General features: G+C 58.9%; 22 protein-coding genes, 1 tRNA gene and 1 pseudogene. 5 read left to right on the top strand and 19 right to left on the bottom strand.

Annotation, left to right across the window (positions count from 1 at the left end; genetic code table 11):
* Nucleotides 1–6: 6 nt before the first annotated feature.
* Nucleotides 7–654 (top strand): annotated as a pseudogene (locus IF690_RS11110) (tyrosine-type recombinase/integrase); the annotation flags it as partial.
* 69 nt (nucleotides 655–723) lie between these two features.
* On the opposite strand, the gene IF690_RS11105 reads toward IF690_RS11110, so the two are convergent.
* The 9 genes from IF690_RS11105 to thrS all read right to left on the bottom strand — a co-directional run bounded on the left by IF690_RS11105 (nucleotide 724) and on the right by thrS (nucleotide 8,191).
* Nucleotides 724–800 (bottom strand) — tRNA-Pro (locus tag IF690_RS11105).
* A gap of 91 nt (nucleotides 801–891) precedes the next feature.
* Nucleotides 892–1,248 carry a MerR family transcriptional regulator gene (locus IF690_RS11100; RefSeq protein ID WP_007920509.1) on the bottom strand — a complete coding sequence of 119 codons (357 nt, stop codon included), beginning with the start codon at nucleotides 1,246–1,248 and terminating at the stop codon, nucleotides 892–894.
* Nucleotides 1,229–1,531, bottom strand: coding sequence for an integration host factor subunit alpha (gene ihfA / locus IF690_RS11095; protein ID WP_002553164.1), 303 nt, complete (start codon nucleotides 1,529–1,531; stop codon nucleotides 1,229–1,231). The genes IF690_RS11100 and ihfA overlap by 20 nt, the downstream gene beginning before the upstream one ends.
* A 3-nt stretch (nucleotides 1,532–1,534) precedes the next feature.
* A complete protein-coding gene (gene pheT, locus IF690_RS11090; RefSeq protein ID WP_202700063.1) occupies nucleotides 1,535–3,913 on the bottom strand; it encodes a phenylalanine--tRNA ligase subunit beta in 2,379 nt (792 codons plus the stop codon).
* 36 nt (nucleotides 3,914–3,949) lie between these two features.
* Nucleotides 3,950–4,966, bottom strand: coding sequence for a phenylalanine--tRNA ligase subunit alpha (pheS, locus tag IF690_RS11085; protein WP_202700062.1), 1,017 nt, complete (start codon nucleotides 4,964–4,966; stop codon nucleotides 3,950–3,952).
* Between the two features lie 109 nt (nucleotides 4,967–5,075).
* Nucleotides 5,076–5,432, bottom strand: coding sequence for a 50S ribosomal protein L20 (rplT, locus tag IF690_RS11080; RefSeq protein ID WP_007905879.1), 357 nt, complete (start codon nucleotides 5,430–5,432; stop codon nucleotides 5,076–5,078).
* A gap of 30 nt (nucleotides 5,433–5,462) precedes the next feature.
* The gene (gene rpmI / locus IF690_RS11075; RefSeq protein WP_002553160.1) at nucleotides 5,463–5,657 is read right to left on the bottom strand and encodes a 50S ribosomal protein L35; all 195 of its coding nucleotides are present in this window, start codon (nucleotides 5,655–5,657) and stop codon (nucleotides 5,463–5,465) included.
* Between the two features lie 60 nt (nucleotides 5,658–5,717).
* Nucleotides 5,718–6,269, bottom strand: coding sequence for a translation initiation factor IF-3 (gene infC / locus IF690_RS11070; RefSeq protein ID WP_169914426.1), 552 nt, complete (start codon nucleotides 6,267–6,269; stop codon nucleotides 5,718–5,720).
* Nucleotides 6,269–8,191, bottom strand: coding sequence for a threonine--tRNA ligase (gene thrS, locus IF690_RS11065; protein WP_009043059.1), 1,923 nt, complete (start codon nucleotides 8,189–8,191; stop codon nucleotides 6,269–6,271). The genes infC and thrS overlap by 1 nt, the downstream gene beginning before the upstream one ends.
* Before the next feature lie 385 nt (nucleotides 8,192–8,576).
* On the opposite strand from thrS, the gene IF690_RS11060 reads away from it, so the two are divergent.
* Nucleotides 8,577–8,876 (top strand): hypothetical protein, encoded by a 300-nt coding sequence (locus tag IF690_RS11060; RefSeq protein ID WP_007920518.1) that lies wholly within the window; start codon nucleotides 8,577–8,579, stop codon nucleotides 8,874–8,876.
* Nucleotides 8,877–9,168: 292 nt separating this feature from the next.
* Complete coding sequence (locus IF690_RS11055; protein WP_003179963.1) at nucleotides 9,169–9,381, top strand: cold-shock protein; 213 nt, start codon at nucleotides 9,169–9,171, stop codon at nucleotides 9,379–9,381.
* 73 nt (nucleotides 9,382–9,454) lie between these two features.
* Here IF690_RS11055 and IF690_RS11050 read toward each other — a convergent pair whose 3' ends face one another.
* On the bottom strand, nucleotides 9,455–9,766 hold the full coding sequence (locus IF690_RS11050) for an I78 family peptidase inhibitor (protein WP_023968640.1): 312 nt from the start codon (nucleotides 9,764–9,766) through the stop codon (nucleotides 9,455–9,457).
* A gap of 160 nt (nucleotides 9,767–9,926) precedes the next feature.
* Complete coding sequence (locus IF690_RS11045; RefSeq protein WP_202700061.1) at nucleotides 9,927–10,232, bottom strand: hypothetical protein; 306 nt, start codon at nucleotides 10,230–10,232, stop codon at nucleotides 9,927–9,929.
* Between the two features lie 163 nt (nucleotides 10,233–10,395).
* Here IF690_RS11045 and IF690_RS11040 point away from each other — a divergent pair, with 163 nt between their 5' ends.
* The gene (locus tag IF690_RS11040) at nucleotides 10,396–10,608 is read left to right on the top strand and encodes a hypothetical protein (RefSeq protein WP_202700060.1); all 213 of its coding nucleotides are present in this window, start codon (nucleotides 10,396–10,398) and stop codon (nucleotides 10,606–10,608) included.
* Between the two features lie 34 nt (nucleotides 10,609–10,642).
* Here the strand turns inward: IF690_RS11040 and IF690_RS11035 are convergent, their stop codons facing one another.
* From IF690_RS11035 to IF690_RS11000, 8 genes are all read right to left on the bottom strand, one after another.
* Nucleotides 10,643–11,671 carry a nucleoside hydrolase gene (locus IF690_RS11035; RefSeq protein WP_007920524.1) on the bottom strand — a complete coding sequence of 343 codons (1,029 nt, stop codon included), beginning with the start codon at nucleotides 11,669–11,671 and terminating at the stop codon, nucleotides 10,643–10,645.
* Between the two features lie 40 nt (nucleotides 11,672–11,711).
* Nucleotides 11,712–12,116 (bottom strand): D-ribose pyranase, encoded by a 405-nt coding sequence (gene rbsD / locus IF690_RS11030; RefSeq protein WP_202700059.1) that lies wholly within the window; start codon nucleotides 12,114–12,116, stop codon nucleotides 11,712–11,714.
* Nucleotides 12,113–13,030: a ribokinase gene (rbsK, locus tag IF690_RS11025; protein WP_202700058.1), complete on the bottom strand. Its 918-nt coding sequence runs from the start codon at nucleotides 13,028–13,030 to the stop codon at nucleotides 12,113–12,115. The genes rbsD and rbsK overlap by 4 nt, the downstream gene beginning before the upstream one ends.
* A gap of 22 nt (nucleotides 13,031–13,052) precedes the next feature.
* The gene (locus IF690_RS11020; RefSeq protein WP_202700057.1) at nucleotides 13,053–14,072 is read right to left on the bottom strand and encodes a LacI family DNA-binding transcriptional regulator; all 1,020 of its coding nucleotides are present in this window, start codon (nucleotides 14,070–14,072) and stop codon (nucleotides 13,053–13,055) included.
* Nucleotides 14,073–14,075: 3 nt separating this feature from the next.
* Nucleotides 14,076–15,053 (bottom strand): ABC transporter permease, encoded by a 978-nt coding sequence (locus IF690_RS11015; RefSeq protein WP_202700056.1) that lies wholly within the window; start codon nucleotides 15,051–15,053, stop codon nucleotides 14,076–14,078.
* Entirely contained in the window at nucleotides 15,050–16,603 is a 1,554-nt protein-coding gene (locus tag IF690_RS11010) for a sugar ABC transporter ATP-binding protein (protein WP_202700055.1), read from the bottom strand. Before IF690_RS11010 ends, IF690_RS11015 begins: the two co-directional genes overlap by 4 nt.
* A 57-nt stretch (nucleotides 16,604–16,660) precedes the next feature.
* Nucleotides 16,661–17,617, bottom strand: a complete 957-nt coding sequence (locus IF690_RS11005) for a sugar ABC transporter substrate-binding protein (protein WP_202700054.1) — start codon at nucleotides 17,615–17,617, stop codon at nucleotides 16,661–16,663.
* A 231-nt stretch (nucleotides 17,618–17,848) separates the two neighbouring features.
* Nucleotides 17,849–18,304, bottom strand: a complete 456-nt coding sequence (locus IF690_RS11000; protein WP_202700053.1) for a hypothetical protein — start codon at nucleotides 18,302–18,304, stop codon at nucleotides 17,849–17,851.
* 324 nt (nucleotides 18,305–18,628) lie between these two features.
* Between IF690_RS11000 and IF690_RS10995 the strand changes: the two genes are divergently transcribed.
* Nucleotides 18,629–19,717 (top strand): asparaginase, encoded by a 1,089-nt coding sequence (locus IF690_RS10995; RefSeq protein WP_202700052.1) that lies wholly within the window; start codon nucleotides 18,629–18,631, stop codon nucleotides 19,715–19,717.
* Nucleotides 19,718–19,877: the final 160 nt, after the last annotated feature.

Here is a 19,877-nt window from a genome sequence, read left to right as displayed (position 1 = left end):
CGATTCAGGCTGCCCTACCCAATGACTTGGGACGAGCAGTCGATCCTCTTTGGAGAGCTGCCGACGCACCAGCAGAAGATGGCCCTGTTTAAGGTGAACACGGGCTGCCGCGAGCAGGAGGTCTGCAAGTTGAGGTGGGATTGGGAAATCCAAGTACCGGAGCTGGGGACCAGTGTTTTTCTGATCCCTTCCGACTTCGGCGGCCGTAACGAGCGATCCGGCGTGAAGAATGGCGACGAGCGCCTGGTGGTGCTCAATGCGGTGGCCAAGTCGGTTATCGACAAGCAGCGCAGATTGAGCAAAGAGTGGGTGTTTCCGTACAACGGCACAGCCATACACAGGATGAACGACTCGGCCTGGAAAAAAGCACGGGTGAGAGCGGCGAAACTCTGGCAGGAGGAAAACCTTCGCCCCGCTCACCCAGGGTACGCATCGATCAGGGTTCACGACCTGAAACATTCGTTTGGTCGCCGGCTTCGCGCAGCAGGTGTGACGGAGGAAGACCGGAAGGCCTTGCTCGGTCATAAGAACGGCAGCATCACCAGCCACTACTCCGGCGCGGAGCTTGAGAAGCTGATTGACGCTGCAAATAGGGTATCAGCTACAGACTCACGCGGGCCTGTACTGACGATTTTGAAGAGGAGGACAGGATGAAGTCCCGAAAATCTCCCCACAAATGAAAAAGCCCAACCTGTGAAGATTGGGCTAAGTCATTGAATTATATGGTCGGGACGGAGTGATTCGAACACTCGACCCCTAGCACCCCATGCTAGTGCGCTACCGGACTGCGCTACGCCCCGACTAGGCGTGTTACTGGGTTTGCTTCTTAACGAAGCGCTCAAGAATATAGCGCAAGCTTTTGAAATATGGAAGTATTTTAAAAGCTAAAAACTACTTCTTGAGTACCACCAGAACGTCCTCCAGTTCGGAGATCATCTGGCGGATCAGTTGCTTGTACTGGGTGGTGTCGTCTTTGGCTTCATCACCGGAAAGACGCAGGCGTGCTCCACCGATGGTGAACCCCTGATCATAAAGCAACGCGCGGATCTGCCGGATCATCAGCACATCCTGGCGCTGATAATACCGGCGATTTCCGCGGCGTTTGACAGGGTTGAGTTGAGGAAACTCCTGCTCCCAATAACGCAGCACATGCGGCTTGACCGCACAGAGCTCGCTGACTTCGCCGATGGTGAAGTAGCGCTTGCCCGGAATGACCGGGAGCTCGTCGTTATGACTTGGTTCCAGCATAAGCCTCAACTCGGGCCTTCAACTTCTGCCCTGGACGAAAGGTGACCACACGGCGTGCCGTGATCGGGATTTCTTCACCCGTCTTCGGGTTACGGCCAGGTCGCTGGCGTTTATCCCGAAGGTCGAAGTTACCGAAACCGGACAATTTGACCTGTTCGTTATCTTCGAGAGCGTGCCTGATTTCCTCAAAAAACAGCTCGACCAATTCCTTGGCCTCACGTTTATTCAGGCCCAGCTCTTCGTAGAGACGTTCGGCCATTTCAGCTTTCGTCAGAGCCCCCATACGTCACTTCCTTAACGTGGCGTTCAACCTGTCTTCGAGCGAGGTGAGGATATTTTGCGTCGTGGAGTTCACCTCATCGTCATTAAGAGTGCGCGATGGATGCTGCCAGGTCAAGCCAACTGCAAGGCTTTTTCTATGAGGATCAATGCCTTTACCTTGGTACACGTCAAACAACCTGAGGTCTGTCAGCCATTCGCCTGCATTTTCACGGATTACATCCAGTACTGCACTGGCGGCAACATCGCGATCAGCCAGCAAGGCCAAGTCACGACGTACTTCAGGAAAGCGCGACAACTCACGGAATTCCGGCATTTTTCCCGAGGCAACTTCGGCCAGGACCAACTCGAAAACGAAGACCGGACGGTCGAGACCGAGGGTTTTCGACAATTCAGGGTGGATAGCGCCGATATAACCAACCAGACGACCTTCACGCTCGATGCGCGCGGTTTGCCCCGGGTGCAACGCAGGGTGCTTGCCAGGCGCGAAAGTGAACGCGTCGAGTGCGCCGGCAAAGCCCAGCACCGCTTCCACGTCGGCCTTGACGTCGAAGAAGTCCACGACATCGCGACCTTGTGCCCAGCCTTCCGGCAGACGAGTGCCGCACACCACACCAGCCAGCATCGGTTCTTGCTTCAAGCCTTCCAGTTGACCGACGAAACGCAGACCGCTTTCAAACAGACGGACACGGTCCTGCTGACGGTTCAGGTTGTGCTGAAGCGCCTTGACCAGCCCCGGCCACAGCGACGAGCGCATGGCAGCCATGTCGTTGGAAATCGGGTTAGCCAGCAACAGTGGCTCGACACCCGGATTAAACAACTCGAACTGTTTCGGATCGATGAAGCTGTAAGTAATGGCTTCCTGATAACCGCGGGCCACCAGCAAACGACGCAGCTCGGGCAGATCGCTACGAGCCTCGGCCTTGGCTTGTGGAGCCAGGCGCGCCTGTGGGTAGCGAACCGGCAGGCGGTTGTAGCCGTATAGACGAGCCAGTTCTTCGATCAGATCGACTTCCAGGCTGATATCGAAGCGATGGCTTGGCACTTCAACTCGCCACTGCCCTGCTCCATCGGTGGAAATTTTCAGGCCCAGGGCACCGAGCAGACGCTCGACTTCCGGCGGGTCGATTTCCATACCCAGCATCTGGGTGATGCGCTCGGCACGCAGGGTGATCGGAGCGATCGATGGCAGGTGCTGCTCACTGACTGCTTCGATGATCGGGCCGGCTTCGCCACCGGTGATCTCCAGTAGCAGGCCAGTGGCACGCTCCATGGCTTCACGGGCCAGTTGCCAGTCCACACCACGCTCGTAGCGATGCGAGGCGTCGGTATGCAGGCCATAGGAACGAGCTTTACCAGCGACAGCGATCTGGTCGAAGAATGCACTTTCCAGGAAAACGTCGCGAGTAGTCGCAGTTACGCCACTGTGCTCGCCACCCATGACACCAGCAATCGCCAGGGTGCGGGTATGGTCGGCGATAACCAGGGTATCGCTGCGCAGGGTCACTTCCTGGCCGTCGAGCAAGACCAGCTTCTCGCCCTCTTCGGCCATCCGTACTCGAATGCCACCGTTGATTTCGGCAAGATCGAAAGCATGCAGCGGCTGCCCCAACTCCAGCATCACGTAGTTGGTAATGTCCACGGCCGCATCGATGCTGCGTACATCAGCGCGACGCAGGCGCTCGACCATCCACAGCGGGGTCGGCTTGGACAGGTCGACATTGCGGATAACCCGGCCCAGATAACGCGGGCAAGCCGCGGGCGCCAGCACTTCAACTGGACGCACTTCGTCGTGCGCAGACGCGACGGATAGCACTACTGGACGGGTGACGGGTGCGGCATAGAGCGCGCCGACCTCACGAGCGAGCCCCGCCAGCGACAGGCAATCACCGCGGTTAGGAGTCAGGTCGACTTCGATGCTGGCGTCGTCCAACTCCAGGTACTCACGAAAATCCTTGCCTACCGGTGCATCGGCCGGCAATTCCATCAGACCGTCATTGCCCTCTCCCACCTGCAGTTCTGCCTGGGAGCACAGCATGCCGTTCGACTCGACACCGCGCAGCTTGGCCTTCTTGATCTTGAAGTCGCCAGGCAACTCCGCGCCGATCATGGCGAAAGGGATCTTCAGGCCCGGACGCACGTTTGGCGCACCGCACACGACCTGGAAGGTTTCCGCGCCATTGCTGACCTGGCAAACACGCAATTTGTCGGCATCGGGGTGTTGCTCGGTGCTCAGCACCTCGCCCACCACCACGCCACTGAAAACACCGGCGGCCGGCGTCACGCTATCGACCTCAAGACCGGCCATCGACAGACGAGCAACCAGCTCGTCGCGACTTACCTGCGGGCTTACCCAGCCGCGCAGCCATTGTTCACTGAATTTCATCCTGCTCTCCTGAAAGATTCGTTACGGGCGTGCGACCTAGCGAAATTGCGCGAGGAATCGCAAGTCGTTGTCGAAGAACAGGCGCAAGTCATTCACGCCGTAACGCAGCATGGCCAGACGCTCGGCGCCCATGCCGAAGGCAAAGCCCTGGAACTCTTCCGGATCGATCCCGGACATGCGCAGCACGTTCGGGTGAACCATGCCGCAGCCCATGACTTCCAGCCAACCGGTCTGCTTGCAGACACGGCAACCTTTACCGCTGCACATCACACATTCCATGTCGACTTCAGCGGACGGCTCGGTGAACGGGAAGTACGAAGGACGGAAACGCACCGCCAGTTCTTTTTCGAAGAACACCCGCAGGAACTCTTCGATGGTTCCCTTGAGGTCGGCGAAATTGATGTCGCGATCGATCAGCAGGCCTTCGACCTGGTGGAACATCGGCGAGTGGGTGATATCGGAGTCGCTACGGTACACGCGGCCTGGGCAGACGATACGGATCGGCGGTTGCTGCGCTTCCATGGTGCGGACCTGTACCGGTGAGGTATGGGTGCGCAACAGCATGTTCGCGTTGAAATAGAAGGTGTCATGCATCGAACGGGCCGGATGGTGGCCTGGGATGTTGAGCGCCTCGAAGTTGTGATAGTCGTCTTCGACCTCGGGGCCTTCGGCGATGCCGTAGCCGATATGGGTGAAGAACTGTTCAATACGTTCCAGAGTCCGGGTCACCGGATGCAGACCGCCGGAGATCTGGCCGCGGCCAGGCAAGGTCACATCGATGGACTCAGCGGACAGTTTGGCTGCCAGCTCGGCCTCTTCAAACAAAGCCTTACGCGTATTGAGAGCCTCTGTAACACGCTCCTTGGCAACGTTGATCAGGGCGCCGACCTGCGGACGCTCCTCTGCCGGCAAATTCCCCAGGGTCTTCATCACCTGAGTCAATTCACCCTTCTTGCCAAGGTACTGAACCCGGATTTGCTCCAGGGCATTGATATCTTCAGCGCTTTGCACAGCCTCTAGTGCTTGAGAGACCAGCGCATCCAGGTTTTCCATGTACAGACTCCAGATACAAAATAGGGGAAGAGCTTGTAGGCTCTTCCCCTATTTATGACGTTTAACACCTGGGCCCACAGAGGTGAACCCGGGTGACTGTCGGGGGTACTTAAGCCAGAGTGGCTTTAGCTTTCTCGACAATCGCAGCAAACGCCGCTTTTTCGTTCACTGCCAGATCAGCCAGAACCTTACGGTCGATCTCGATGGACGCTTTTTTCAGGCCGGCGATGAAACGGCTGTAGGACAGACCGTTGATACGAGCACCAGCGTTGATACGAGCGATCCACAGAGCGCGGAACTGACGTTTTTTCTGACGACGGTCACGGTAGGCGTATTGGCCTGCCTTGATTACCGCTTGCTTGGCAACACGGAATACGCGGGAGCGCGCGCCGTAGTAGCCTTTAGCAAGTTTCAGAATTTTTTTGTGACGTTTACGGGCAATGACGCCACGCTTTACACGAGCCATGAGTTACTTCCTCTATTCTTGATCCAAAAATTAACGAAGGCGCAGCATGCGCTCGACTTTTGCCACGTCAGACGGATGCAGCAAGCTGCTACCGCGCAGTTGACGCTTACGCTTGGTCGACATTTTGGTCAGGATGTGGCTCTTGAAAGCGTGCTTGTGCTTGATACCGTTAGCAGTTTTCAGAAACCGCTTAGCAGCACCACTTTTGGTTTTCATCTTTGGCATGTTCGGATACTCCGCATTCAGTTGATAAACATAATCAGAAGGCCTGCCGTGCCCTGTTGATTACTTCTTCTTTTTCGGGGCGATGACCATGATCAGCTGGCGTCCTTCCATCTTAGGATGCTGTTCGACCGAACCGTACTCTTGCAGGTCAGCTTCAACCCGCTTGAGGAGTTCCATCCCCAGCTCCTGGTGGGCCATCTCACGGCCGCGGAATCGCAAGGATACCTTGGCCCTGTCCCCGTCACTCAGGAAACGTACCAGGTTGCGCAGTTTTACCTGGTAATCCCCTTCCTCCGTCCCTGGACGAAACTTGATTTCTTTTACCTGAATCTGCTTCTGGTTCTTCTTCGCCGCGGCAATCTGCTTCTTCTTCTCGAAGATCGACTTGCCGTAGTCCATCACACGGCAAACCGGCGGGACTGCGTCGGCGGAGATTTCCACCAGATCAAGCTTGGCTTCTTCAGCAATACGAAGCGCTTCATCAATCGAGACGATGCCAATCTGCTCGCCGTCAGCGCCAATTAACCGAACCTCGCGTGCCGAGATATTCTCGTTGATCGGGGCTTTCGGTGCAGCTCGTTTATCTTGTCTCATTTCACGCTTAATAATAATTACTCCGAATCTGGGCGACCACGCCGGGAAACCGCTTGTGCAAGGAACTCCGAGAACTGAGCGACGGGCATCGAGCCCAGGTCAGCACCTTCACGGGTACGCACAGCGACAGTCTGCGTCTCGACTTCCCGATCTCCAATAACCAAGAGATAGGGAACCTTGAGCAAAGTATGCTCGCGGATTTTAAAGCCGATCTTTTCATTTCTCAAGTCGGACTTGGCACGAAATCCGCTTTGGTTGAGGGTTTTTTCCACTTCGAGGGCAAAATCTGCCTGTTTATCAGTGATATTCATCACTACGGCCTGGGTCGGAGCCAGCCACGCAGGGAATGCCCCTTCGTAATGCTCGATCAGAATCCCGACAAAACGCTCGAAGGAGCCGAGGATCGCCCGGTGCAACATCACCGGATGTTTACGGCTGTTATCTTCGGAAACGTATTCAGCACCCAGACGGATCGGCAGGTTGAAATCGAGCTGCAAGGTACCACACTGCCAGACACGCCCCAGGCAATCTTTCAGCGAGAATTCGATTTTCGGACCGTAGAACGCACCTTCCCCCGGCTGCAGGTCATATGGCAACCCGGCGCTATCAAGCGCGGCGGCCAAGGCATTTTCAGCGCGATCCCACAACTCATCGGAGCCCACACGCTTTTCAGGGCGGGTGGAAAGCTTCATTTCGATGTCCTTGAAGCCGAAGTCGGCATAGACATCCATGGTCAGCTTGATGAATGCCGCGGATTCAGCCTGCATCTGCTCTTCGGTACAGAAGATATGCGCGTCGTCCTGGGTGAAGGCACGTACACGCATGATGCCGTGCAATGCACCGGACGGCTCGTTACGGTGACAGGCACCGAACTCGGCCAAACGCATTGGCAGCTCGCGGTAGCTTTTCAGGCCCTGATTGAACACCTGCACGTGGCACGGGCAGTTCATCGGCTTGATGGCGTAGTCGCGGCTTTCCGACTCGGTGGTGAACATGTTTTCGGCGTAGTTGGCCCAGTGCCCGGATTTCTCCCACAGGCTGCGATCGACCACCTGCGGAGTCTTGATCTCCAGGTAGCCGTTGTCGCGCTGAACCTTGCGCATGTACTGCTCAAGCACTTGGTACAGGGTCCAGCCATTCGGATGCCAGAACACCATGCCTGGCGCTTCTTCCTGGGTATGGAACAGGCCCAGGCGCTTGCCGATCTTGCGATGGTCGCGCTTCTCGGCTTCTTCGATACGCTGGATGTAGGCCGCCAGTTGCTTCTTGTCCGCCCAGGCAGTGCCGTAGACGCGCTGCAATTGCTCGTTCTTGGCATCTCCACGCCAGTAGGCGCCAGACAGCTTGGTCAGTTTGAAGGACTTGAGGAAGCGAGTATTCGGCACATGCGGACCGCGGCACATGTCGACGTATTCTTCGTGATAGTACAGGCCCATGGCCTGTTCATTCGGCATGTCCTCGACCAGGCGCAACTTGTAGTCTTCGCCGCGAGCCTTGAATACCTCGATCACTTCGGCGCGCGGAGTGACTTTCTTGATGACGTCGTAATCTTTCTCGATCAGCTGCTGCATGCGCTGTTCGATGGCCGCCAGGTCGTCCGGGGTGAAGGGACGCTCGTAGGCGATATCGTAATAGAAGCCTTCATCGATCACCGGACCGATAACCATCTTCGCTGTCGGATACAGTTGCTTGACCGCATGACCAACCAAGTGAGCGCAAGAGTGGCGAATGATCTCCAGCCCTTCTTCATCCTTTGGCGTGATGATTTGCAGGGTCGCATCGCTGTCGATCAGGTCGCAGGCGTCGACCAGTTTGCCATTGACCTTGCCGGCCACGGTGGCCTTGGCCAGACCTGCACCAATGGATGCGGCGACCTCGGCTACGGAAACCGGATGATCGAATGAACGTTGACTGCCGTCGGGAAGAGTAATAGTGGGCATGGCGCCTCCTCTCCTAGTGGTGACCCCTACCAAAGGTCACGTGGGTTGGGATGAGCCAGTACGCGGTTCGATCCAGGCCGTTCGTGACGAACGCCTGCCTCACAGTGGCAGGAGCCTTGCGGCCAACCGGTAAAACGAACCAGAGTGACTGGAGTTCAAATCAGAAAAATAGAGGCATAGACCGCGGTGGGATTGCAACTCGCCCAGAGCCTGAAAACACCCAAGCCGGGCATGCTAGCACAGATGAACGGTCATCGCGCCGTACTTGCCACCGGAAGCAGCGTAGCAGCGCTTTCTAAGCTACAAAGTGAACTTGATGTGCACGCAAGGTCTCAAATACACCGAGATTCGCCATTCTTGTACCAATCCCAGGAGAGCTCGACTCATGCGCCTCACCCAACTATTCGCCCTTGCCGCCCCTTTCGCCCTGCTGCTGCCACTGAGCGCGCAAGCCGCCTGGCCAGCCGGGGTACGCGCCGAATACATGAAGGATTGCACGGCTGCCGCCAGCCAGAGCGTTGATGTGAAAAGTGCGGAAAAGCACTGTGCCTGTGGTGCGGACAAACTCAATGAGAAATTCACTACCGACGAAATCAAACAACTCATGAGCAAGCAGACTCAACCGGATCCGGCGCTGAGAGCCAAGGCGCTGGATGCTATTGCCGCTTGCCGGGTGGTGAAATAAGCCTTTAAAGCGCGAGAGACGGTCCTGCTTCAAGCTTGAAGCGATCTGAAAACCGGCCTTTTTCACAATTTACGCAGCTTTTACGGCTTTTTTTATCACTGGATATTTTCGGTGAAAGCCCCTTAAACCGGGGCCTTCAGCCGATCAGAGCAACAAAACAGTCTCAAGCACCTGGGAATCGGCACGTCCAGGGGGCTCCCAAGTCGAACATTTCGACTATGATAGCCCAGTGTGCCCAGTTGGCCTGAGCAGCACAGTACTACTGAAAATATATGTTTCTTGGAGATACACCATGTCTAATCGCCAAACCGGCACCGTAAAATGGTTCAACGATGAAAAAGGCTTCGGCTTCATCACTCCTCAAGGTGGCGGTGACGACCTGTTCGTACACTTCAAAGCTATTGAAAGCGACGGTTTCAAAAGCCTGAAAGAAGGCCAGACCGTTTCCTTCGTGGCTGAGAAAGGCCAAAAGGGTATGCAAGCTGCACAAGTTCGTCCTGAGTAATTTCTCAGCGAGCTAAAAAAACCCCGTCCATGTGACGGGGTTTTTTATGCACGGTGCAAAAGTGCTGACAGGATCAGCCGCAGTTGACCCGAGTGACCACCAGATTGTTATCGGTGTTGAGGTTCAGCCGATCGGAACGATATTCCAGGGTGATCATGTCATTCGGCTTGAGAATACGGGCGTTCTGCGCACCTGCGCGAGTGCGTGCCTGTTCCAGCAGCTCAGGCGAGGCTTTTTTGCCGATGGCGAATTCGGCCGCCTTAGCCTCACAGCGGCTATGGCCGCTCTCGGTCGCTACCGGATCCTTATCCGGCGAAGAAGTGCTGCACCCTGTCAAAACGACTGCAGCCAACAAGGTACCGAATGACGCGAGCTTCCAAGGCATGAAGCCTCCTTTTCAAAAATAAGCAGAAATAGTGCGACAACCACTCTGACTATTGGTTTCACAAGCGGACTGGCCAATGGCCTCTTGGCCAGATAGCGGGCAAGTCTGCATCAGGTACGACCACGTTTCATGCAGCAATCGTGACCGGATATGAACAGCCTCAATAAATATCGATGTAATCGAACAGTGGCTTCGGCCAGTTCTGTTTCAGTGCATTAAAAATCTGCGTCACCCAGACCTCATCGCTGGCCGCTACAAGACCGACATAACCAGAGCCGGCGGCCCAGGTTTCCAGCCTGAACAGCAGGCCATCGATTTGCGCGCCACCGACCACGCCCGACGAGATATAGGCAATGCCCGCCTTGGTCACCCGCAGTTGGGTATGCACATCGTCACTGGCCGACGCCAGCAACTGGCGCACCGCCTCGAAGGTCAAGGCATCAGGGTTGTTCAAATCGATCTGCACACTGGCACCCTTTGAAAACAGACAATGACCAAGTGTCGCACAGCCCTCCCCTCATGCCTAAGTCGGAGTGCGAAAAGCCCGCCAAGGTGTTTAACTCTACAAGACCGGAAGCCCTCGACAAGCGCCTGTCCGGCCCTACCCTTTCCGAGCTTGCGAGACTTTCATGGCCACCGTAATTATCGACGCCGACATCAAAGCCAAATGGCCTGAAGGCCACTGTTCCTACAGTCCCGGCAGCCCCGAAGAGCTGGCGATCATCGGCATCGACTTACTGATCAGGGAGCTGGGCACCGAAGCGGCCCAGACATTCATCGAGCAGATATTCGAGAAGTATCCCGGCGAGCACTCGGGCACGCCGGATACAGGGAAGGCGTAACGCCCGGCAGGCTGGCACCTGCCGGGAATATCACTTATTTCAGGCGAGCCAGGCGCTCGGTCAGCAGATCGAAGAAGCCCTGGGCATCGCCATTCTCCACCCAGAACACGTTCTTCTCCTGCTTCAGGCCGTCGTACCAATCGACGATGGTCTGGCCGAAGGTCGGACCTTCACGGCTATCGATGACCATGTTGGCCTGGCGCCCGCTGAACAGTTCGGGCTTGAGCAGGTAGGCAACGACGGTCGCGTCGTGCACCGGGCCACCCGGGATGCCGTAGTGCTCCATGTCACCCTTGACGTATTCGTTGAGGATATCGCCCACCACCTTGCTGGCATTGTTGTTCAAGGCCGCGATCTTTTGCAGGCGCGCATCGCTGGTCAGCACCTTGTGGGTGACGTCCAGCGGCAAGTAAGTCAGCTTCACGCCGCTCTTGAGCACCACCTCGGCGGCTTGCGGGTCGGCGAACAGGTTGAACTCGGCCACCGGGGTGATATTGCCGCCATTGAAATGCGCCCCGCCCATGACCACCACTTCCTTGATGCCTTGGGTGATATCCGGTGCCTGGATCAACGCCAGCGCCAGGTTGGTCTGCGGCCCCAGCATGGCAATGGTGATGCTGTGGGGCTTGGCGGCGCGCAGGGTGTCGATCAGGTAATTGATCGCACTGCCCTCGGCCAGGCCTTTTTTCGGTTCATGTACCGTGACCCCGGAAATGCCTTCCTTGCCATGAATGTTCTCGGCATAGATCGGCGTGCGCAGCAACGGCTTCGGCGCACCGGCGTACACCGGCACCTCCTCGCGCCCCGCCCACTCACGGGCCAGGCGTGCATTACGCGAAGTCTTGTCCAGGCGCACGTTGCCGGCCACCGTGGTCAGCGCGCGGATCTGCAGCTCTTCCGGCGACGCCAGGGCGAACAGCAATGCAACCACATCATCGGCACCCGGATCGGTATCGATGATCAGATCGATTTTTTCTGCCGCATGGGCGCTGGTAGCAGTGAACAGGGACACGAGCAGAACACTCCGGATCAGGTGCTTCAGTAGCTGAGCATAGCGGTGCATGGCGCACTCCTTTGCGTGGTTGAACAGAGAGAGGCAACGCTCAGAACGTCACCCCGGCAATCAAAGCGATGTTGCAATAAGGCTGACATTCGCCCGTACGGACGATTGCCCGCGCCTGGCGGCTGAGCACCTTGAACTCATCGTGGCTCGACAGCCTGCGCGCCCCCAGCGCGCCCTCGGTGCTCAGCACCTCAAGCGCCTGCAAGACCGGGGATTGTCGATCCAGGATCTCCTGCGCCAGTACATGGCCCTCCACCTGCATCTCGCAAAGCACCACCTGCAAGGTACTGAGGAAATCCGGAATGCCCTGGGTCAGGGCCAGGTCGATCAATTCAACGCCCGGCGGCACGGGCAGGCCGGCATCGCCGATGACCACGATATCGCCATGCCCCAGGGAGGCGATCAGTCGCGACAGGGCGACATTGAGCAAAGGTGTCTTTTTCATGCGGGAGAGAACGCCTGTACGTCGGACAACGTGGGAATGGAAGGTTGTGCGCCTGGACGGGTCACCGACAGCGCTGCCGCGACCTGACCGAAACGAATCGCCTCGGCCTCGCTCTTGCCGGTAGCCAGGGCGGCGGCGAAACCACCGACGAAGGTGTCGCCGGCGGCCGTGGTATCGACCGCCTTGACCTTGGGCGCCGGGAAATGCTCGAAGCTCGTGCCATTGGCGAACAACGAACCCTGGGACCCGAGCGTGATGATGACCTTGCCGGCCCCGGCAGCGATCAGGCGGGCGGCCGCGGCTTCGGCGCTCGCCAGGGAATCCACTGGCAAGCCGCTGAGGGCCGCGGCCTCGCTTTCGTTGGGAATCAGATAGTCGATGGATGCGTACCAGTCCGCCGGTAACGGGCCACTGGCCGGTGCGGGGTTGAGAATCACTGTCTTGCCCAGTTCACGGCCGCGCCTGAGGCTATGCCCCACCGTAGGCAGCGGCACTTCGAGCTGGCAGATGATCACGTCGGCTGCCTGCAGCACCTTGTCGAAGCCGCTGACGACCTCTGGCGTGAGCTGACCATTGCCACCGGCCACGATCACGATCGCGTTCTGACTGCTGTCGTCCACCACGATCAAGGCGACGCCACTGGAGCCCGCGACAACGGTGACGGCCTGGCAATCGATCTGTTCGGCGAGCAACGCCGAGCGCAATTGCTCGCCGTAGGCATCATCACCGACGCAACCGATCATCGACACCTGGGCGCCCAGACGAGCCGCCGCCACCGCCTGGTTCGCCCCCTTGCCACCGGAAACCGTGGCGAACGACTGGCCGATCAGGGTTTCACCGGCACGCGGCAGCCGCTCGGCCCGGGTGACCAGGTCCATGTTGAGGCTGCCTACTACCACTACTTTTGCTGGCATACATCGATACTCACAATTCGATTCAACGGTACTCGGCGAATGCGCCGGCCACGGGCGCCGTCGACTCGCGCAGGACAATGCTTGGCGTGACGATACGCTGGTCGGTCGGCAATCCAGGGGCGGCGATACGGCGCAGCAACAGCTCCGCCGCCTGCTCGCCCAGTTGCAGGATCGACTGGCCGACCGTGGTCAGCGCCGGATACACATAACGGCTCATCTGGATGTCGTCGAAGCCGATCACCGACAGCTCGCTCGGCACTCGGATATTGCGCTCCGCCGCCGCTCGCAGCACACCGATACCCATCATGTCGTTGCCGGCGAAGATCGCGCTGGGCGGGTTGCGCTCCAGCAACCGGGCTGCCGCGTGATAACCACCGGTGCTGGTGAAGTCGCTCTGCAGGATACGTTCCGCAGGCACCTCCACGCCGGCTTCGCGCAACGCCCGCTGGAACCCCGCCAGACGCAGCTGCGCCACGCTGGTGTAGTCCGGGCCGCCGATGCAGGCGATATCACGATGGCCCAACTCGAGCAGATGACGGGTCGCCAGGTACGCACCGTGTTCGTGATCGATGCGTACCAGGTCCACATCCACCCCTTCCAGCCCACGGTCGACGATCACCATCGGCGTACGCACAGCAGCCAGCCCCTTGGCCAGCCCGCCGTCGCCACCGGCCGAGGTCACGATCAGGCCGTCGATGCGTTTTTCCAACAGCACCCGCAAGTAGCTGCGCTGTTTTTCCGGGTCGTCGTCGGAGTTGCAGAGAATCACGCAGTAGCCGTTGCGCTCGCAATAATCCTCGATCCCCCGGGCCAGTTCGGCGAAATACGGGTTGAGGCTGTTGGGCACCAACAGGCCGATGGTCGCCGTGGTCTTGGCCTTCAACGAGCGCGCCACGGCGCTGGGCACGTAGTCGAGCTGCTGGATCGCCGCCTCGACCTTGATCCGCACCTCCTCACTGACCGGGCGCGTCTTGTTCAACACGTGGGAAACCGTGGTGTAGGAGATCCCCGCGAGGGCCGCCACATCTTTGATCGTTGCCATGACTCAGCTCCGCCGGCTTGCGCGCTGACTGCGATACGTATCCAGCACCACCGCAATCACGATGACCGCGCCGGTGATAATGCGCTTGGTCGGCTCGGTCGCGCCGATCTGCGCCAGCCCCGCGGCCAGCACCGAGATAATCAATACCCCGAAAAAGGTGCTGATCACCGACCCGCGTCCGCCCATCAGGCTGGTACCGCCGATCACCACGGCCGCGATCACTTGCAACTCCAGGCCGGAACCGGCATTCGGGTCCGCCGCCTCCAGGCGGGAAATCTGGAACAGCGCGGCGATGCCCGCCAACAGCCCCATCAGGCTGAACACCAGGATCTTGTAGGGCTTGGGATTGATGCCCGCCAGGCGCACCGCTTCCTCATTGGTGCCGATACCGATCAGGTAACGGCCGAACACCGTGCGCGTCAGCACCGCCTGGGCGATGAAGATGATCAGCAAGGCGATGATGAAGGACGGCGAGATACCAAAGGCGATCGGGTTCGACAACCAGGCGAAGGCATCACCGATATAGGCCGTGCGCGAGCCGGTCATCTGGTAAGCCACGCCGCGAGCCATTTCCAGCACGCCGAGGGAGACGATGAACGAAGGAATGCGCCAGGCCACGGTGATCGAACCGGTGATGGTCCCGGCCAATGCCGCGCAGCCCATGCCCAGCAATGCCGCCGGGACCACGCTCCAACCCCAGCCGAGAATCGCCACGCTTACAGAGGAAGCCGCCAGGGCCAGCACTGAACCCACGGACAGGTCGATGCCACCGATGATCAGGACAAAGGTCATGCCCACCGCCAGCACCATCAGGTCCGGGATCTGGTTGGCCAACGTGCTGAAGGTGTCGTAGGAAAGAAAGTGGCTGCTCAGTGTCGAGAACAGCGCAATCATTGCCAGCAAGGCACCGGCCAACCCCAGATAGGTGCCCAGGCCGTAGTAGTTGCCGCCACGTTTGCCGGCCAAAGATGCAGTTTTCATGGGAGGTCCCTAGGCGTCGCTTCATTGAGCAACGCATCACGTTTTTGATAGCCGGCGAAAGCGGCAGCAAGCAGTTCATCCTGGGTCCAGCTGTCGCGCTCGAAGGTATCGATCAGGCGCCCGGCGGACAGCACGCCAATGCGATCGCAGATCAGCATCAGCTCCCGCAGGTCGCTGGAAACCACTACCAGCGCCTTGCCCTGGCGAGTCAGCTCGCCAAGCAGGCCGTAGATATCGAACTTGGCGCCGACATCGATGCCTCGGGTCGGCTCGTCGAACAGCAGTACCGCGCAATCGCGCTCCAGCCAGCGGCCGATGACCACCTTCTGCTGATTACCCCCGGACAGTTCGGACACCCGTTGCGCCGGCCCCGAACTGCGAATGCGCATGGCATCGATCTGCCGCTGCGCCAGCGCCGATTCGTCACGGCCATTGACCAGGCCGCCACGGGAGATTTCCGGCATGTTGCCCAGGGCGATATTGGCGCTGATGGACTGTGTCAGCAGCAGGCCTTCGCCCTTGCGATCCTCGGTGATCAGCGCAATGCCGTGGGCCACGGCGTCGACCGGCGAACGGATATTCGCCACCTGCGCTGGAGAACCCAGGGCAACCGTGCCGCTGTCGGCCTTGTCGGCGCCGAAGATCAGGCGCAACAGTTCGGTGCGCCCGGCCCCGATCAACCCGGAGATACCGAAGATCTCGCCGCTGCGCACCTCGAAAGACACGTCCAGGACCTTGTCGGAACGACTCAGGCCACTGACCGTCAGGGCCGGCGCGCCAATCTTGCGCGGGCCCAGATCGATGTGCTCGCCCAGCTCGCGCCCCACCATCAGGTTGACCAGTTGCTCGCTGTTGTAATTGGCCATCGGCTCGACACAGACCAGGCAACCGTCCCGCAGTACCGCAATGCGCTGAGCGACCCGGGCCAGTTCTTCCAGGCGATGGGAGATGTAGATGATGGCTACGCCACGAGCCTGCAGACGGGTGATCTGCTCGAAGAGCAACTCGACTTCGCGAGCCGTGAGCATCGCGGTCGGCTCGTCGAGGATCAGCACATGGCAGTCACCGATCAGGTTACGCGCGATCTCCACCATCTGCTGGTGGCCAATCCCCAGTTCGCCGACCAGGGTATCGGGGTCGATCGCCTCCAGGCCGACCTGGGCCATGGCCTCGATCGCCGCCTTGCGCAACTGTTTGCGATTGATCCAGCCACCGAGGCTGGGCAGGTTATCGAGGAACAGGTTCTCGGCCACCGACAGGGTCGGCAACAGATTGAGTTCCTGCATGACCATGCGGATGCCCTGCTCTTCGGCCTGGGTGCGACTGCCGGGGCGATAAGCCTGACCGTTGAAACGCATCTCGCCAGTGGTCGGGGTCACCAGGCCACCAATGATTTTCGACAGGGTGCTTTTGCCCGCGCCGTTTTCCCCGGTCAGCGCCAGCACTTCCCCGCGCATCAGCGTCAGGTCGATGCCGGTCAATACCGGTTGTGCATAGGTCTTGCCGATACCGCTGACCGAAAGGACAGCGTTCACAGCGGAAACTGACATAAGAAACTCTCCATGCGCCCGCCTGCTCAGGCGGGCGCCGTTGCGCCGCCAGAACGATTACTGGGTGACCAGCTCAACCGGAGTTTCGATCACGCCATTGGCGCTACCGTCCACCTTCTCGCCCTTGAGAATCTTCAGCGCTGTCTCGATACCGAAGACCGCCTGCTTGGCGGCGAACTGGTCGGCGGTCGCCAGCACGCGACCGTCCTTGAGCATCGGCTTGATGGCATTGATGTTGTCGTAGCCGACCACCTTGACCTTGCCCGTCTTGCCCGCCGCACGCACCGCCGAGACGGCACCGACGGCCATGCTGTCGTTACCGGCCAGCAGCGCCTTGAGGTTCGGGTATTCGCTGAGCATGGCGGCGGCGACACGGTTGCCGGCATCGATTTCCCAGTCACCGGATTGCAACGAGACCACCTTGATCTGCGCGGCCTCCATCGCATCCTTGAAGCCTGCGGTGCGCTGCTGGGCGTTGGTGGTGGTGGATACGCCTTCGATGATGCCGACTTCGTCACCGGCCTTCAGGTCCTTGGCCAGGTACTCGCCCACCAGGCGCGCGCCCTTGCGGTTGTCGGGGCCGACAAAAGGCACGCTGATGTTTTTGCTCTTGAGTACCGCCGGGTCCAGCTGGTTGTCGATGTTGATCACGGTGATACCGGCGTCCACCGCCTTCTTGATCACCGGCACCATGGCCTTGGAATCCGCCGGGGCGATCACCAGTGCGTTGACCTTGGAAACGATCATCTGCTCGACGATACGGATCTGGTTGGCGGTGTCGGTTTCATCCTTGATGCCGTTGGAGACCAGGTCGAAATCGGCGGCATGATCTTTTTGATACGCCTTGGCGCCGTCTTCCATGGTGAGGAAGAATTCGTTGGCCAGGGATTTCATGACCAGGGCGACCTTGGGTTTTTCCGGGGTCTCGGCGAATGCCGAAGAGAGAGGAAGCGTAGCGGATGCGGCAGCCAGAACAGCGACAGCGAGAAGACGTCCAGCGAATGGCAGCTTCATGGGTTCACTCCGATCTTATGATTATTGTGAGCAACGCTTGCGCTGGAGTACGCTCGACGACCTTCAGCCCCTGACGAACGCGGCTTGAAGCGAACCTGAGGCAGGTGTAACGCTTATCGCCCAGGACCTGCGCAAACGTTTGCGTAGAACGAACTATGCGAACCCTGCCGGGATTTGTCAACGGGAAAGCCAGCGCTCATGAGCACCGTGGAACGCCAGAACATCAGGCAATCATGCGGTGGTGCTGACCAACCCGCCCGCGCCTGACGAAGAGTCCTTGCTCAACTCCTTGACCAGATTCCCCACCACTTCCTGCAACGCACCGCTGGTATCGGCGATCTGGCCTTGAATCGCCATCACCACAGTCGCCTTGGCTTCCGGGGTCGGGTAACTCGCCGCCTGGGCTGCGGCCAACTGCTGCTGTTGCTCCTGCAATTGCGCCTGCAGTTCTTTCATGCGCTTGAGCAGCATTTTCACCACCAGACTCTGATTGTCCCCTTCAGAGCCTTGAGTCTCGGTCTTCTCGGCTTCGGCACCGGATGCCACCCGCAGCTTGCCGTCTTCGTCCAGCCCCAGGGCTTGCGCAGCGTTATCGGCGGCACCCTGGCTCAGAGCATCGATAGTGGCCGGCGATTTACCGTTGATGGTGATGGCCCCGGCAGCAGGGAAACCGACAGAAATAGACATGTGAGCTCCATAAAGAAATGATCCTTGAAGGGCATCGGCTGCAAGGACCAGCTCTTTAATTCAGGTTTTTCCTCATGACAATCAGAACTGTCGGACAACCGAACGCAAATCTTCCGACTATTCGGAAAACCGGACAGCAAAACGCCTCGCGCACCCGGCAAATAAAAAATAAATTGATATAAATCATTAAGTTAATAGAGTTTTTCGGCCACAGTCCGGCTGGTACAGATCCTGCTTTTCCTTTTCGCCCGCGGCATTCAGATCTGTCTCGGGTGTATCTAGATGAACCTGCACCAGCACCGTCTCACTACTAGAGAGAAAATAATGAAATCTGCTTTCAACACCCTTGTTCCGGGCGCCTTGGCCCTCCTCTTGCTCCTTCCGACTGCATTGCAGGCAAAAGAAGTCGAGACCAAACAGAAGCTGGCCAACGTGGTCGTGCTCGCTACTGGCGGCACCATTGCCGGCGCCGGTGCCAGTGCCGCCAACAGCGCCACCTACCAGGCCGCCAAAGTCGGCATCGAGCAGTTGATCGCCGGGATCCCCGAGCTGAGCCAGGTCGCCAATGTGCGCGGCGAACAGGTCATGCAGATCGCCTCTGAAAGCATCACCAACGAAAACCTGCTGCAACTGGGCCGCCGCGTCGCCGAGCTGGCCGACAGCAAGGACGTCGATGGCATCGTCATCACCCACGGCACCGACACCCTGGAAGAAACCGCTTACTTCCTGAACCTGGTGGAAAAGACCGACAAGCCCATCGTAGTGGTCGGCTCCATGCGTCCAGGCACCGCCATGTCGGCCGACGGCATGCTCAACCTGTACAACGCCGTCGCTGTGGCCGGCAGCAAGGAAGCCCATGGCAAGGGCGTGCTGGTCACCATGAACGACGAGATCCAGTCGGGTCGCGACGTCAGCAAAATGATCAATATCAAGACCGAAGCCTTCAAGAGCCCATGGGGCCCGCTGGGCATGGTGGTGGAAGGCAAATCCTACTGGTTCCGCCTGCCGGCCAAGCGTCACACCCAGGATTCGGAATTCGACATCAAGACCATCAAGAGCCTGCCTGACGTCGAAATCGCCTATGGCTATGGCAACGTCAGTGACACCGCCTACAAGGCCCTGGCCCAGTCCGGCGCCAAAGCCATCATCCACGCCGGTACCGGCAATGGCTCGGTGTCTTCCCGCGTAGTGCCTGCCCTGCAAGAGCTGCGCAAGAATGGCGTGCAAATCATTCGTTCGTCCCACGTCAATGCCGGCGGCTTCGTACTGCGCAACGCGGAACAACCTGACGACAAATATGACTGGGTGGTGGCCAACGACCTGAACCCGCAAAAAGCCCGCATCCTGGCCATGGTCGCCCTGACCAAGACCCAGGACAGCAAGGAACTGCAGCGGATGTTCTGGGAATACTGATTGACCCGCCCGACCTGCTCTGGTCGGGCACCGCTCCATCCCACACTCGCCTGCCCCGGGCGAGTGTTCCGTCCCAATGGGCCGGCTCTCTTCCTTGCCCGCAGATAAAAAACTCAATCGTTTTGCAGTAATCCGCGGATATCGCTGTCAGAAGAACTTC

This window comes from Pseudomonas sp. SK3(2021) (assembly GCF_016772375.1).
Lineage (GTDB): Bacteria > Pseudomonadota > Gammaproteobacteria > Pseudomonadales > Pseudomonadaceae > Aquipseudomonas > Aquipseudomonas chlororaphis_I.
The sequence above is the reverse complement of the archived record's forward strand: the minus strand, read 5'-3'. Positions and strand labels throughout refer to the sequence as shown.